Below are 13,503 nucleotides of genomic sequence, written 5' to 3' on the forward strand. Positions count from 1 at the left end.
CTCGCGCGTCGGCCAGGTGCGGGACGTGGTCGCGGTCGCCACCGCGAGGGTGCGGTCGGGGGCGGGTCCCGTCCTGGTCACGCTCAGGCAGCGGGGCCGGGTCGTGGGGCAGGCGGTGCGGGCGCAGGCCCAGCGCCCTGTGCCCACGGGCCCGACCACGGGTCGACGCTGGGGACGACTGACATGGCCCTTGCTGGCCCTGGTACTGATGGTGGTCTTCGCCCTTCTGGGGGCGGTGTTCGCTGAGAGGATGTTCGGGGCGTCGGGGCCGACGCACGACGAGCCCTCCAAGGGTGTCCACGTGGCGGTGGGCAACCCCGACGGCAGTGGTACGACAAGTGGGATGATCGGTGTGCGTCCCGGCACGGACCGGGCGCAGCAGACGACGACAGCGAAGGACCTCTAGTGGTGGACGCACCTCGGATCCTCGGCGGCCGGTACGAGGTCGGTGAGCTCATCGGGCGTGGTGGCATGGCCGAGGTGCACATCGGCCACGACACCCGGCTCGGACGCACGGTCGCGATCAAGATCCTGCGGTCCGACCTGGCCCGGGACCCCTCGTTCCAGGCACGGTTCCGCCGTGAGGCCCAGGCCGCGGCGGCCCTGAACCACCCCTCGATCGTGGCGGTGTACGACACCGGTGAGGACGTGGTGACCGAGCACGGCGGCGCGGTCGCCCACGTGCCCTTCATCGTCATGGAGTACGTCGAGGGCCACACGGTGCGCGAGATCCTGCGCGACGGGTCCGCCGTGCCCATCGAGGAAGGCATCGAGATCGCCGCCGGGGTGCTCTCGGCCCTGGAGTACTCCCACCACGCGGGCATCGTGCACCGCGACATCAAACCCGCGAACGTGATGCTCACGCCGACCGGCGCGGTCAAGGTGATGGACTTCGGCATCGCGCGCGCGATGGCCGACGCCGCGGGCACCATGACCCAGACGCAGGCCGTGATCGGCACCGCCCAGTACCTGTCCCCCGAGCAGGCCCGTGGTGAGGCCGTCGACACCCGCAGCGACCTGTACTCGACCGGGTGCCTGCTGTTCGAGCTGCTGACCGGCCGTCCCCCGTTCATCGGCGACTCCCCGGTGGCGGTGGCCTACCAGCACGCCCGTGAGGTCCCCCAGGCGCCCAGCGCCTACGCCTCGGACGTCCCGGAGGTCATGGACCGGATCACGATGAAGGCTCTGGCCAAGGACCGGAACGACAGGTACTCCACCGCGGCCGAGTTCCGGTCGGACCTGGAGTCCGCGGTGCGCGGCGGGCACGTGTCCGCCCCCGCAGTGGGAGCCATGGGCATGGCCGGGGTGCCCGGCGGGGACGCCACCCAGGTGATGGGTGCCCAGCCGGGTGAGACCCAGGTGATGCCCTGGGCGCAGACGGCGGTCACCCCCGCGCAGATCCCGCCCGGCGAGGAGCCCCCCACCGAAGAGGAGGAGGAGCGACCGGACCGGCGCAAGCTGATCTGGACGCTGGTGGCCGTGGCGGTGGTCGCGGTCGTGGGCATCATCATCCTCATCGCCCTGAACAGCGACCGGGAGCAACCGGTCGAGAGCGTGGAGATGCCGTCCCTGGTCGGGATGACCGAGGCGGACGCGCGCGCCGAGCTGGAGGCACTCAGCCTGGAGTTCGCACGTGAGACCGAGGCGGACGACACGGTGCCCGAGGGCACCGTCATCCGCTCCGACCCCCAGGGCCCCACGGAGGTGGAGGTCGGTGAGACGGTCACGGTGGTCGTCTCCCAGGGGCCGGACGCGATCGACATCCCTGACCTCGAGGGAGAGAACCGCGACACCGCACGTGACCGCCTGCAGGCGCTGGGCCTGACGAACATCCAGACGACGACCGAGGACCACCGCAGCATCGAGCGGGACGGTGTGATCCGCACCGAACCCGAGGCCGGGCAGTCGGTGTCCCCGGACACCGAGGTGACGCTGGTGATCTCGACCGGGCAGGTGCAGCTGCCGGACCTCTCCGGTCAGAGCGAGGAGGAGGTCCGCCAGACCCTCAACGACCTGGGCCTGTCGTTCGGGATCGACCGTGAGGAGAGCCGCGACGCCGAGCCCGGCACGGTCATCCGCCAGTCACCCGCGGCCGGGCCGGTGGCCCAGCGGTCGTCGGTGTCGGTGGTGCTGGCGACCGAGGCCGGCCCTGACGAGGTGTCCGTCCCTGACGTGTACAACCTGCCTCAGGACGCCGCCGAGGCCCGCATGGGCCAGAACCAGCTCAACACCACGGTCGAGTTCGCCTACGACGACACCGTGCAGGCCGATCGGGTCTTCCGGACGGACCCGGGGGCCGGTGCCAGCGTCCCCGAGGGTCACACGGTCAGGTTGTTCGTGTCGCGGGGCCCTGAGCCCGGCAACGGTGACGACGACGGTGAGAACCAGGGGATGCCCTGGCCGCCGCGCCGGGACCGGTGACCCCGGCCCACCGGGACCACCCTTGACGTGAGGAGGGGCTCCACCCGCTACGGGTGGAGCCCCTCCTCACGTCGTCCTGGTGGCGGTCAGGCGTGCGCGGTCTCCCGCACCAGCGGCGCCATGCCTGCCGAGGCTGCGACCGCACCGTCCAGCCCGCACACCTCGAGCCAGTTCGCGAGCAGCCGGTGGCCACCTTCGGTGAGCACCGACTCGGGGTGGAACTGCACCCCGTGCAGGGGCAGCTCCCGGTGCTGCAACCCCATGATCACCCCGGGGCGGTCGGTGGACGCGGTGCGGGCGGTGACCTCGAGCTCGTCGGGCACGGTGTCGTCGACGACCGCGAGGGAGTGGTACCGGGTCGCGGTGAAGGGGGTGCCCAGCCCGGCGAGCACCCCGGTGCCCTCGTGGCTGACCTCGCTGGTCTTGCCGTGCATGAGCTCGGCGGCGTGGGTGACGGTCGCACCGAAGGCCTCGGCCAGCGCCTGGTGCCCCAGGCACACCCCGAGCATCGGGGTGCTGGACTCGGCGCAGTCACGGATCACGTCCAGGCTCTGACCGGCGCCGGCCGGCGTCCCGGGGCCGGGGGAGATCAGCACCCCGTCGTACCCGGCACGGTCACGCGCCGGGGGGACGGCGTCGTTGCGGACCACGACGGTCCGGGCGCCGAGCTGGTCGAGGTAGCCGACGATCGTGTAGACGAACGAGTCGTAGTTGTCGACGACGAGGATGCGGGTCATGTCTCCACCGTGGTGTCGTTGAACGGCATGTACGGGGCGATCGCGGGGAACACCCACTGGAAGCAGACGACCAGGGTCGCAGCGATCAGCCCCAGGAGCAGGATCAGCCGGAACCACACCGGTCCGGGCAGCAGGCGCCACAGCAGTCCGTACATCACTCGCCCCTGTCCAGCGCTGCGGGGATGCCGTCCTCGACGTACATCCAGTGGTCCAGCTCGGAGTGCACGATGAACCTCTCGCGGGCCGAGAACATCGGGTGGCAGGTCGTCAGGGTCATGAACCGCTGGGTGGGTTCGGCGTCCGGTTCGTTGGGCACCGGGGCGATGACCTCGATCTGCGGCGGGAGCACCACCTGGGTGTCGGTCACCGTGAACACGTACCAGACCTCGTCGGTGCGCACGATCAGCGGGTCGCCGACGCGCAGCTCCTCGACCCGGTTCAGGGGCCGGCCGTAGGTGACGCGGTGACCGGCCACGGCGAAGTTGCCCACACCGCCGGGCATCGCGGTACCGGGGTAGTGGCCCAGGCCCAGGACGTCGAGCACGTCGTGCCCCACACCCTGGGTGATGACCTGGTTGTAGTCCTCACCCCACCGGGGCACCAGGAGCGAGCCGAACGTCGTGAGGTCGTCCGGCTCGTCGAGCACCGGCGGGTCGTCGTACCGTTCGGGTCCCACGGGCCCCTCGACCCGGGTGAACCCGAGCTCCTCGGCGACCTGCTGCTGCTCACGACCGGCGACGACGTCGGTCCACCACAGCTGCCACACCAGGAACAGGGCCAGGAACACCCCGGCGGTGATGAGGACCTCGCCGATGACACCCACGAGGACCGAACCGAAGGATCGGCGCGGGCGCGCCCGCCGGGTGCGGGTGGTGCGGGCCTGCTCGGTCGGGAACTCGGCGAACGGGTCGTGCGACGACGACCGCCGCCCCCCTGACGTCGTCGTCGCGTTCACGGTGCACCTCCGACGGACGCCCCTGCGCCCGGTGACTCGGTGACGGTCTCGGGGAACAACGGGACGCCGTCGGGAACAGAAGCATGCCGCAGCTCGAGCCCACCCTCGAACGGTGGTGCCTCGACCTCGTCCTCGACGGTCGTGGACCACCCCAGACCCACGATGTCGACGTAGTCCAGGTAGCGCTGCACGGCGTTGGACGCCATGAGCGAGGCCTGCAGCTCCTGCGGGTCGCCGATCGCCTGCACGACGTACGGCGGGGAGTAGTGCCTGCCGTGGAGGAGCAGCACGTTGCCCACGCAGCGGAACGCGGTGGTCGACACCACTCGTTGGCCCTGCAGGGTCATGGCGTCGGCACCCCCGGCCCACAGCGCGTTGATGACGGCCTGCAGGGCCTGCTGGTGGACGACGAGGTCGTCGTTGACGACCCAGTCCGGTTGCGGGGTGTGGGCGGGGGCGTCGGTGAGGGTGACGGTCAGGCCGGGACCGGAGAGCCCGACCCTGCCGGCGGCGAGCTCGACCATCCCGTTGTCGGGCAGGGGGTGGGCGCTGGTGCTCGCGTCGGTGAGCCGGTCGACCTCGCTGCGCAGCTCCTCGACCTGCTCGGCGAGGTCCTCGGCGCGGTCCAGCTCGGTCTGCACCAGGCTGGGCAGGTCCTGGGGGTGACGGGCGTCGACACCACCCTGGATGCGCGCGTTGGCCACGAACAGGAACCCGGCGAGCGCCAGGACGACGACCACGCCGATCGCGCTCCACAGCGGCGGCCGCTCCAGGACGAGGCCCTCGGCGTGCGGCGGTTCGGGCGCGCGACCGTCCCGGGGCGGGTCCTGCCCCGATGGTGTCGTCATCGCGTCCTCCCAGGAGCGGTGCAGCGGGCCGGCGGGTTCGGGCCGGTCCGCGCACGGAGTGCCCACTACGCTAGTTGACGAACGACGGGCGCCGTTGGTGCCCGCGCCCGCCTGCCCAGGACGAGATTCTCCAGGAGACGGACCGTGCCCGAGTCGAAGCCGCGCAAGAAGCCCGCCTACACGCCGCCGCCCACGTCCAAGAAGGAGAAGGCGAACCCGGCCTGGCTTGTTCCCACCATGCTCACCCTGATGGTCGTGGGTCTGGTGTGGGTGGTGACGACCTACGTCACCCGAACGGAGTTCCCCGTACCGGGGATCGGGAACTGGAACCTGGCCATCGGCTTCGTGCTCATGATCGCCGGCTTCGTCCTCACGACGCGCTGGCGCTGACCGTCACCCACAGGTTGTCCCCAGGTGCGGACGGAGTTGTCCCCACCGTCACCCCCGGGTTCTCCCCAGGGCGTGGACATCCCTGTGGATAACTACACGGGTGTAGTTCCACAGGTGTGAGCAACTCTGGGGACCTGAAGCCTCAGGCAACCAGCAGGTAGCGGCCCGCCGCTGCCAGGACGAGCACCACCCCGACGGCGACGACGGCGGCCACACCCACCTCGAGCCGGCGGCGACGCGGGGCGTAGGCGAACGCCAGCCCGAGTGCGAGGCCCACCAGCAAACCGCCCAGGTGGGCCTCCCAGGAGATCCTGGGGAACATGAACCCGATCACCGTGTTGATCGCGATGATCACCAGGATCTGACCTGCCCCGCGACCCAACCGGCGCAGGACCACCAGGATCGCCCCGAACAGGCCGAACACCGCACCCGAGGCTCCCACGACGGCCGTAAACCACGCCGGCGAGCCGGGGACGGCCAGCAGCGTCACCATCACCGAGCCGCCGAGCGCGGACAACAGGTACAGGGACACGAACCGCCACCGGCCGAGCGCGAACTCCAGGGAGGGACCCACCACCCACAGGGCGTACATGTTCACGGCGATGTGCAGGAACCCCGGTGCGTGCAGGAACGCGGTCGTGAGGAACCGGTAGGGCTCGATCTCACCGGCGGCGGGGGAGAACGCCAGCTCACCGGTCCACTGCCACCCCATGGCCTGCTGGAGCACGAACGAGACCAGGCACAACCCGATGAACGTCAGGGTGACCACCGGCCGGCCCTCCCGCAGGGGCGCACCGAACGCGGTGCGTGCCTGGGGGGCGTTGCGGTTGGCCTCGCGCACGCAGTCCACGCAGTGCACCCCAACGGCCGCCTGCTGCTGGCACTCGGGGCAGGCGGGACGTTCGCACCGTTGGCACCGGATGTAGCTGGCACGGTCGGGGTGGCGGGGGCACACCGGGACCTGCGGGGCGGTGGGGTCGGACGGGGTGCTCATGCCTCTCCAGCGGGGGCGGGCTGCCCGGCCCCGCTGGACCGGGCAGCCTGGTGGTCAGTCGGTGCGGTGACCGACCCCGTCAGTCCTCGACGGTGATCGACGTGATGGTGACGTCCTCGACGGGACGGTCGCCACGTCCGGTCGCGACCGCCGCGATGGCGTCGATCACGGCCCGGCTCTCGTCGTCGGCGACCTTGCCGAAGATCGTGTGCTTGCCGTTCAGGTGCGGGGTGGGGGTCACGGTCACGAAGAACTGCGACCCGTTGGTGCCACCGACCTCGCCGGTGACGGGGTCACGGCGCTTGCCCGCGTTCGCCATCGCCAGCAGGTAGGGCTTGTCGAACTGCAGCTCGGGGTGGATCTCGTCGTCGAACGTGTACCCGGGGCCGCCGGTGCCGGTGCCGATCGGGTCCCCGCCCTGGATCATGAACCCGGAGATGACACGGTGGAAGATCACCCCGTCGTACAGGGCGTCGGTGCGCTCGTCCCCCGAGGACGGGTCCGTCCACGGCTGCGTTCCGGTGGCGAGCCCGGTGAAGTTGCGGACCGTCTTGGGTGCGTGGTGGGGGAACAACTCCAGGCGGATGTCCCCAGCGGTCGTGTGCATGGTCGCGAACATGGCGCCATCCTCCCACGCAGGCCCGACACCGGCAGGTCGTCGCCGACCCCCGCGCGGACCGGGCCCAACGGTGGCAGCATGGGGATCAGTACCACCTGAGGACCCCACCCATCGGACCGACAGGGAGTCGACATGCACATCCGCCGTTCCAAGCGCTCGAGCCACCTCGACGCGTCCCGCCTCAAGAAGCAGGCCTCCGGCGCCCTCGCCGACGCCTCCTCGCACGCGGGCAAGACGGCGGGGCAGGTGGCAGATCAGGCGAAGGTCGCAGCGGTGACGGCCAAGGACTGGGCCTCCCCGCACGTGGAGCACGCCGTCGAGTGGACCTCACCCCGGGTGCAGAAGGCCTACCGGGACGCCGTGAAGGCCGCCGCACCGAAGGTCGAGAAGGCCGCCGGCAAGGCGGCCCCGGTCGTGGACTCCGCCCACGACCGCATCGTCCAGGACGTGCTGCCGAAGATCGTGGCGGCCGTGAACGCCGCCGCCGCGACCACCGCCGTGGGCGTGGACAAGGCGCACGAAGCGACAGCGGCGCGCCTGGACAAGCTCGCCCACGTGAAGCCCCCGAAGAAGAAGCGCCGGGGCGCGAAGATCTTCTGGTTCGTCACGGCACTCGCCGCCGCCGGCGCTGCGTTCGCGGCTTGGCGCGCCTCCCGCCCGACGACGGACCCGTGGGCCGAGCAGCCGTGGGAGCAGGACGACCAGGGGGTCGACACCTTCCGGGCCCGGGCCGCCGAGGCCCGTGAGGAGCTCAGCGGCGCGGTGAACGACGCCCGCCACGAGCTCGGCGACAAGGCCGAGGCCGTCGGTGAGGCTGCCGGTGGTGCCGTCGCCAAGACCCGTGAGGCGACCGAGAAGGCCGCCGAGAAGGCCCGCGAGGCGACCCGTCGGGCGTCGTCCAAGGCCAAGGGCGGCGACGAGGGCGACGACGCCTCGGAGCAGGACACCGAGGCGATCCCCACCACGGGCACCGCCGCCGGGAAGCCGGTGAGCGGCGTGTCGACCACCAGCGAGGCCGAGAAGGGCACCGAGCCGACCGCCCGCGCCACCACCACCGGTGCGCGCAGCAAGCAGGCCGGGCGGTCGACCACCAGCCCCTCGCGCAGCGCGAGCAAGAGCAGCACCCCCAAGCCCTCGGACGTGAAGCCGAAGGACTCCTGACACCGGACGCATCCCTCGAGCACGAGTGAGGGCCCTCCCCGACGGGAGGGCCCTCACGTCTGTCTGTACGTCTGTTCGTGCAGTGCTGCGCGGCTCAGCGGGTGAGTCGCTCCGCGACGTGCAGCACGCGACGCACCTGGTGGTCCAGGGCGGCGAGCAGGGCGTCGGCCAGGGGGGCGTCACCGGTGGCGCCGGACACGTGCGAGGAGCCGTACGGGTTCCCGTCGGCGAACTTCAGGGGGTCGGTGTACCCGGGCGGCACGATGATGCCCCCGAAGTGCGCGGCCATGTGGTGCAGGGTGTGCAGGGTGGTCTCCTGCCCGCCGTGCGCGGTCTGGGTCGAGGTGAACGTGGAGTACACCTTGTCCGCCAGCCCGCCCTGGGCCCACAGGGGCCCCAGGGTGTCGATGAACTGCTGGAACTGGCTGGAGACGTTCCCGTACCGGGTGGGGGAGCCGAGCAGCACGACGTCGGCCCAGTCCATGTCGTCCGGGGTGGCGCGCGGCTCGTCCTTGGTGGCCTCCACGTGGGCCTTCCACGCCGGGTTGCCCTCGATGGCCTGCGCCGGGGCGATCTCGGTGACCTGCCGACGTCGGACCTCCGCACCGGCGTCCTTCGCGGTGCCCTCCAGCCGCTGGGCCATGTGGTGCAGGTTGCCCGTGGCGGAGTGGTAGATGATCGCGACCTTCACTGACATGTGGTCCTCCGGTGGGTGGGTGGCCGGCCCGGACGGACCGGTCACACGATCGTCCGTCGTGCAGCGGACGGGCGCATCCCGAACCGGGTCGACCGGGTCAACCAGGGAGGACCTCCGCAAGCCCGAGGGCCGTGAACACCCTGGTCCCGAACCACACGGTCACGTGGGCGATGCCACGGGGGTCGCCCTCCAGGTGCTGCACCTGGAACGCGCGGTGAACGCCGTCCGGGCCCCGCATGTACACCGCGACGGCGGGGTTGCCGTTCAGAGCGGTCCGGACCAGCCGCATGTCGCCGGGGCCGGACGCGGGGCAGCGGGTGCCGATGAGGGTGCCGACGTCCTCGGCGCCGCGGTACCACTCGACGAACGGCGGCATCTCCCACACGGCGTCGGCGGTCAGGGTCGCGACGATCCCGTCGACGTCGTACTCCTCGAACGCCCGCACGTAGGCGTCGAGGAGCTCACGCACGCGCGGGTCGTACTCGTCCCACGCCGGCGCGGCGGGCGGCCGGGTCTCCTCGGGCAGGGCCCTCAGGTGGGCACGCGCCCGCTGCAGGGTGCTGTTCACGCCGGCGACGGTGAGGCTGAGCGCCTGGGCGACCTCGGCCGCGCTCCACCGCAGCACCTCGCGCAGCAGCAGGACGGCCCGCTGCTGGGCGGTCAGGTGCTGCAGGGCGGCCACGAACGCCAGTCGCACGGAGTCCCGGCCGACGGCGACGTCGGCGGGGTCCGGCGCGGGACCACCCCACAGGACGGTGTCCGGCGCCGGTTCGAGCCACGGGATGTCACTGCGGTCCTGCAGCTCGGCGGTCGGGTCACCCGCGGGTTGCCCCAGACCTGTCGGCAGCGGGCGCCGGGACCGCCCCTCCAGGGCGGTCAGGCACGTGTTGGTCGCGATCCGGTACATCCAGGTCCGCACCGACGAGCGGTTCTCGAACCCCGGGAAGGAACGCCACGCCCGTAGGTACGTCTCCTGCACCAGGTCCTCGGCCTCGTGGACCGAACCGACCATGCGGTAGCAGTGTGCGGTGAGCTCGCGCCGCAACGGCTCGACCTGCTCCTGGAAGGCGCGTTCATCGACGCGGGTCCCCACCTGCGCTGACGTCACAGGTCGACGGTAGCGCCGCGTCGGGCGCCCGTCACCAGGCCGAACGCCCGGTCGTGACCGACCGGTCACCGACCCGGATCGACACGGTGCCCCCGTGGGTGCAGCAGGTCGGTCCCACCGATGGTCAGCTCGATGAGACCGTCCGCCCACAGGCGTTCGTGCGCGGGGATCGCACGGATGGAGGTGCGTGCCTCGTCAGCCTGACCGATCAGCTCGATGCCGTAGTGGCCGGGCCGCCTCACGAGGTCGTCGAGGTCACGGAAGACCGGGACCCGGGGACGCCTCCGTGTCCCCCGGTGCGGGGCAAGGATTCACGTGAAACCATGCCCCGTCACCGGGCGGCAGGCCCCGACCCGGGGTGCGCCTGGTCAGCCCAGACGCACCTCGGCCGTGCCGGTGCGGTCCAGCCCGAACGTGGCCGTCTCACCGCGGGCCGCGACCTCGTAGTCCCCGTACCAGCCGCGCACGGTGATCGTGCCGTCCGCACCGGTGCGCATGGTCGTGGGCGCGTACCACCAGTCGCCCTTCACCAGCCCACGCAGCGCGTCGTAGGCAGGCTTGGGCGTGCCGTCCTTGCGGACGAACCCGCCCGGTGCCCCCAGCCACATGCCGTCGTCCGTCAGACCCCAGTACGTGATCGCCTCGACCGAGGGGTGCGACAGCAACGTCCGGTAGTGACGCACGACCTCGTCGGCCTGCCGCTCCTCGCCCTCGGGCGTCGAGGGCCAGTCCGGGATCTGGTAGTCGTTCAGGTCCTTGAGCTCGGACGGCATCGCGTGCCCGGACAGCAGCGTCGTCTCGGTGAAGTGGATGGGCATCCCGAAGCGGGCGAACCGGTCGATGATCCCCAGGGTCTTCTCCTCACCCCAGTAGCCCTGGTGCATGTGGCTCTGCAGGCCCAGGACGTCGGGCTGCACCCCACCCTCGAGCACGCCCTCGATCAGGCACTCGTACGCCGTGGACATGTCGAAGTCGTTGAGCAGCAGGGTGGCGTCCGGGTTCGCCGCGCGCGCCTCCTCGAACGCCATGCGCACGGTCGCGATGCGGCCCTTCGCCCGGCACAGACGCGTGATGCCGTTGTCCTCCTTGTCGAACACCGGCATGATCACCGCCTCGTTGATCGCGTCCCAGGTGTCGATCAGGCCCGTGAAGTCGGTGACGTCCCGGGTGATGCGCTGCCGCTGCACCTGCTCGACCTCCGTGGTCGACAGGTCCAGCAGCCACGGGGCGGTCACCGTGTGCCACACCAGGGGGTGGCCCTTGAGGTCGACGTCCCGGTCGGCGAACCACTGGGCGGTCCGGCGCAGACGCCCGGTGTCCGGCCGGCCGCGCACCGGCTCGAACCGGCCCCAGTAGAACGGGAGCGTCGCGGTGTTGAACACGTCCAGCCACAGCTCGGCGAGACGCTCGAGCTGCTCGATGGATGCCCCGCCGAAGGTCTCGACCTCCTTCGGGTCCAACGCGTGCTCGTCGTTGGCCAGCGGGATGAAGTCGAAGCCGATGTTCCCGAACCCGAACGCGTGCCGGCGCTGGGCGACGGTGACCTCCGCACCCGCGAGCGGGGAGCCGTCCGGTCCCAGCACGGTCACGGTCTGCTCACCGATCCGGTGGGCCATGGTCGGGTCGGCACCAGGGGTGGTCGTCATCGTTCCTCCTCGTCGGGAGGCACCATCATGGCACAGGCATCGAATCGATTCGAGCGGTTCACGACGGTACGTCCGACCCGTCCGTGCCCGTCTGGTGCTGGCTACCCTGACGTGATGGAAACCCTCCTGTTCAACCTGCTCCTGCTGCCCCTCGTCGCCGGATCCATGCTGGTCCTGGCCTACTGGGTGATCCGCCTCGCCGTCCGGCACGCCCTCGCCGACGCCCGCAAGCAGGAGATGGAGGAGCTGGAGTGAACCGAGCCCTGCTGTTCTCCCGCACCACCGACTACCGGCACGAGTCGATCGGGCACGCTGTCGCGAGCCTCACGCAGATCCTGGGCGACCTGGGTGTCCCGACCGACCACACCGAGAACCCGGCCGTCTTCACGCCTGACGGGCTCAGCCGCTACACGCTGATGGTGTGGGTCTCGACCTCGGGGAACGTCCTGGACGGACCCCAGCGGGAGGCGTTCGCGCAGTGGCTGGCCGACGGGGCGTCCTGGGCCGGAGTGCACTCGGCGAGCTTCACCGAGCCGGGATGGCCCGAGTTCGAGAGCATCTGCGGCGCAGTGTTCACCGACCACCCCGACATCCAGACCGCGACCGTCCACGTGACCGACGGCGCCCACCCCTCGACCGCGGACCTGCCCGAGCAGTGGGAGCACGAGGACGAGTGGTACAACTTCCGGTCCCGCCCCCTGCCCGACCGGACCGTCCTGCTCACCGTCGACGAGGGCACCTACGACGGCGGAAGCATGGGTCAGGACCACCCCGTGGCCTGGTACGGCCCCTACGGCCGAGGACGCACCTGGTACACCTCGCTCGGCCACTCGGCCCACACCTACGACCATCCCGTCATGCGCGCCCACCTCAGCGGCGCGATGCGCAGCCTCCTGCACTGACCCGGCCTGCTGCCGCGCCTCCGGTTCGGCGTCCGCCGTGATCGGGGAGCGGACGGTGCACATGGCGCACCAGGTGCTCCCCGGTACGGGGGAGGACGAGGTGCCGGGGGACGGAGGGGCGTGGAACGCGCGAGAGCCCGGCCGGTGGCCGGGCTCTGACGTGCTGTTCAGCTGGTGGAGCCAAGGGGACTCGAACCCCTAACCCCCTGCTTGCAAAGCAGGTGCGCTACCAATTGCGCCATGGCCCCGTGCGCGACGGCTGCGTCGCAGGTCTGGACGGTCCCCCGTCGGGCTGCAGCCCGGTCGGTCAGGCGACCTCGTCGGTGACCTCGGTCCACAGGTCCCGCTCGTCGCGGTCCTCGGCGTACGTCCGCCACACGAGGTAACCTGCGGCTGCTGCGAGGACCAGCAGGAGAAGCTTCTTCATCTCGTCCTCCATGTCGATCGACGCGAGTGGGCCTAAGAGGACTTGAACCTCTGACCTCTTCCTTATCAGGGAAGCGCTCTAACCGTCTGAGCTATAGGCCCGTGCGCTGCCGTGCTGCAGGCGCCGCACGAGACTACCCCAGTCGCGGGGCAGTCCCCAAACCGTCCGGCCTCAGTCGTCGGTCAGGGTCAGGTGCAGGCCACCGACCAGCGACGCGACGATGTTGTAGAGGAACGCGCCGATCGTCGCCAACGCCATGATCAGGACCATGTCGATGATCGCGATGATCATCGCCAGGGAGATGACCCGGTCGAACGCCGCGTACTCCAGCAGGTTGAAGAACTCCGGCGAGCCCGTGATCTCGGCGATGGTGTCGTTCACCGAGGTGAACACCCCGAGCCCGTCCAACGTGGTCCACACCACCGCGGTGGCCACCACGATCATGATGCCCATCGCGACCGACAGCAGGAACGACAGCTTCATGACCGACCACGGGTCGACCTTGGACACCGACAACCGGACACGGCGGGGACCGCCGGCCGGCGGGGGCGGGACGGCCTCCTCGCGAGGCTGCGGCGCAGGCCGAGGCTGCGCGGCG

Annotated in this window: 17 protein-coding genes, 2 tRNA genes and 1 pseudogene; 6 read left to right on the plus strand and 14 right to left on the minus strand. The window is 71.0% G+C overall.

The genetic code is table 11. From position 1 onward, the window contains the following. Both N869_RS08270 and pknB read left to right on the plus strand, forming a co-directional pair. A pseudogene (locus N869_RS08270) lies at positions 1-406 on the plus strand (hypothetical protein); the annotation flags it as partial. Beyond that, entirely contained in the window at positions 406-2,421 is a 2,016-nt protein-coding gene (gene pknB / locus N869_RS08275; RefSeq protein WP_035060125.1) for a Stk1 family PASTA domain-containing Ser/Thr kinase, read from the plus strand. The pseudogene N869_RS08270 and the gene pknB, both read left to right, overlap by 1 nt. Before the next feature lie 86 nt (positions 2,422-2,507). Here pknB and N869_RS08280 read toward each other — a convergent pair whose 3' ends face one another. Genes N869_RS08280 through N869_RS08295 form a run of 4 tightly spaced genes read right to left on the minus strand, consistent with a single transcriptional unit; the run spans position 2,508 to position 4,961 of the window. Then, on the minus strand, positions 2,508-3,158 hold the full coding sequence (locus tag N869_RS08280; RefSeq protein ID WP_035060127.1) for an aminodeoxychorismate/anthranilate synthase component II: 651 nt from the start codon (positions 3,156-3,158) through the stop codon (positions 2,508-2,510). Next, complete coding sequence (locus tag N869_RS17725; RefSeq protein WP_035060129.1) at positions 3,155-3,313, minus strand: hypothetical protein; 159 nt, start codon at positions 3,311-3,313, stop codon at positions 3,155-3,157. The genes N869_RS08280 and N869_RS17725 overlap by 4 nt, the downstream gene beginning before the upstream one ends. Then, on the minus strand, positions 3,313-4,113 hold the full coding sequence (locus N869_RS08290) for a class E sortase (protein WP_084136723.1): 801 nt from the start codon (positions 4,111-4,113) through the stop codon (positions 3,313-3,315). Before N869_RS08290 ends, N869_RS17725 begins: the two co-directional genes overlap by 1 nt. Further along, the gene (locus N869_RS08295; RefSeq protein ID WP_084136726.1) at positions 4,110-4,961 is read right to left on the minus strand and encodes a DUF881 domain-containing protein; all 852 of its coding nucleotides are present in this window, start codon (positions 4,959-4,961) and stop codon (positions 4,110-4,112) included. Before N869_RS08295 ends, N869_RS08290 begins: the two co-directional genes overlap by 4 nt. Positions 4,962-5,105: 144 nt before the next feature. Here N869_RS08295 and N869_RS08300 point away from each other — a divergent pair, with 144 nt between their 5' ends. Next, on the plus strand, positions 5,106-5,351 hold the full coding sequence (locus N869_RS08300) for a cell division protein CrgA (protein ID WP_035060132.1): 246 nt from the start codon (positions 5,106-5,108) through the stop codon (positions 5,349-5,351). Between the two features lie 142 nt (positions 5,352-5,493). Here the strand turns inward: N869_RS08300 and N869_RS08305 are convergent, their stop codons facing one another. After that, positions 5,494-6,345: a rhomboid family intramembrane serine protease gene (locus N869_RS08305; RefSeq protein WP_035060135.1), complete on the minus strand. Its 852-nt coding sequence runs from the start codon at positions 6,343-6,345 to the stop codon at positions 5,494-5,496. Positions 6,346-6,424: 79 nt separating this feature from the next. After that, the gene (locus N869_RS08310) at positions 6,425-6,964 is read right to left on the minus strand and encodes a peptidylprolyl isomerase (protein WP_035060137.1); all 540 of its coding nucleotides are present in this window, start codon (positions 6,962-6,964) and stop codon (positions 6,425-6,427) included. 132 nt (positions 6,965-7,096) lie between these two features. On the opposite strand from N869_RS08310, the gene N869_RS08315 reads away from it, so the two are divergent. Next, positions 7,097-8,125 (plus strand): hypothetical protein, encoded by a 1,029-nt coding sequence (locus tag N869_RS08315; protein WP_052105258.1) that lies wholly within the window; start codon positions 7,097-7,099, stop codon positions 8,123-8,125. A gap of 94 nt (positions 8,126-8,219) precedes the next feature. Here N869_RS08315 and wrbA read toward each other — a convergent pair whose 3' ends face one another. The 4 genes from wrbA to N869_RS08330 form a co-directional block, all read right to left on the minus strand. Further along, a complete protein-coding gene (gene wrbA / locus N869_RS08320; protein WP_035060152.1) occupies positions 8,220-8,822 on the minus strand; it encodes an NAD(P)H:quinone oxidoreductase in 603 nt (200 codons plus the stop codon). A gap of 97 nt (positions 8,823-8,919) precedes the next feature. Then, entirely contained in the window at positions 8,920-9,930 is a 1,011-nt protein-coding gene (locus N869_RS08325; RefSeq protein ID WP_232229663.1) for a sigma-70 family RNA polymerase sigma factor, read from the minus strand. A gap of 65 nt (positions 9,931-9,995) precedes the next feature. After that, complete coding sequence (locus N869_RS17345; protein ID WP_156968443.1) at positions 9,996-10,172, minus strand: hypothetical protein; 177 nt, start codon at positions 10,170-10,172, stop codon at positions 9,996-9,998. 126 nt (positions 10,173-10,298) lie between these two features. Beyond that, a complete protein-coding gene (locus N869_RS08330) occupies positions 10,299-11,576 on the minus strand; it encodes an endo-1,4-beta-xylanase (RefSeq protein ID WP_035060141.1) in 1,278 nt (425 codons plus the stop codon). A 114-nt stretch (positions 11,577-11,690) separates the two neighbouring features. Here N869_RS08330 and N869_RS17730 point away from each other — a divergent pair, with 114 nt between their 5' ends. Together N869_RS17730 and N869_RS08335 are read left to right on the plus strand one after the other, a co-directional pair. Next, positions 11,691-11,831, plus strand: a complete 141-nt coding sequence (locus N869_RS17730; RefSeq protein WP_198026005.1) for a hypothetical protein — start codon at positions 11,691-11,693, stop codon at positions 11,829-11,831. Continuing rightward, positions 11,828-12,478, plus strand: a complete 651-nt coding sequence (locus N869_RS08335) for a ThuA domain-containing protein (RefSeq protein ID WP_035060143.1) — start codon at positions 11,828-11,830, stop codon at positions 12,476-12,478. The genes N869_RS17730 and N869_RS08335 overlap by 4 nt, the downstream gene beginning before the upstream one ends. 172 nt (positions 12,479-12,650) lie before the next feature. On the opposite strand, the gene N869_RS08340 is transcribed toward N869_RS08335, so the two are convergent. The 4 genes from N869_RS08340 to N869_RS08350 form a co-directional block, all read right to left on the minus strand. Further along, positions 12,651-12,726: transfer RNA gene (locus N869_RS08340), tRNA-Ala, on the minus strand. Positions 12,727-12,785: 59 nt separating this feature from the next. Further along, positions 12,786-12,905: a DLW-39 family protein gene (locus N869_RS18490; protein ID WP_232229664.1), complete on the minus strand. Its 120-nt coding sequence runs from the start codon at positions 12,903-12,905 to the stop codon at positions 12,786-12,788. A 27-nt stretch (positions 12,906-12,932) separates the two neighbouring features. Further along, positions 12,933-13,006 (minus strand) — tRNA-Ile (locus N869_RS08345). A gap of 70 nt (positions 13,007-13,076) precedes the next feature. After that, positions 13,077-13,503: DUF3566 domain-containing protein (locus tag N869_RS08350; RefSeq protein ID WP_232229665.1), on the minus strand; the 427-nt coding region annotated here is incomplete at its 5' end.

Origin of the sequence: Cellulomonas bogoriensis 69B4 = DSM 16987 (genome assembly GCF_000767165.1) — a bacterium.
Classification (GTDB): Bacteria; Actinomycetota; Actinomycetes; order Actinomycetales; family Cellulomonadaceae; genus Actinotalea; species Actinotalea bogoriensis.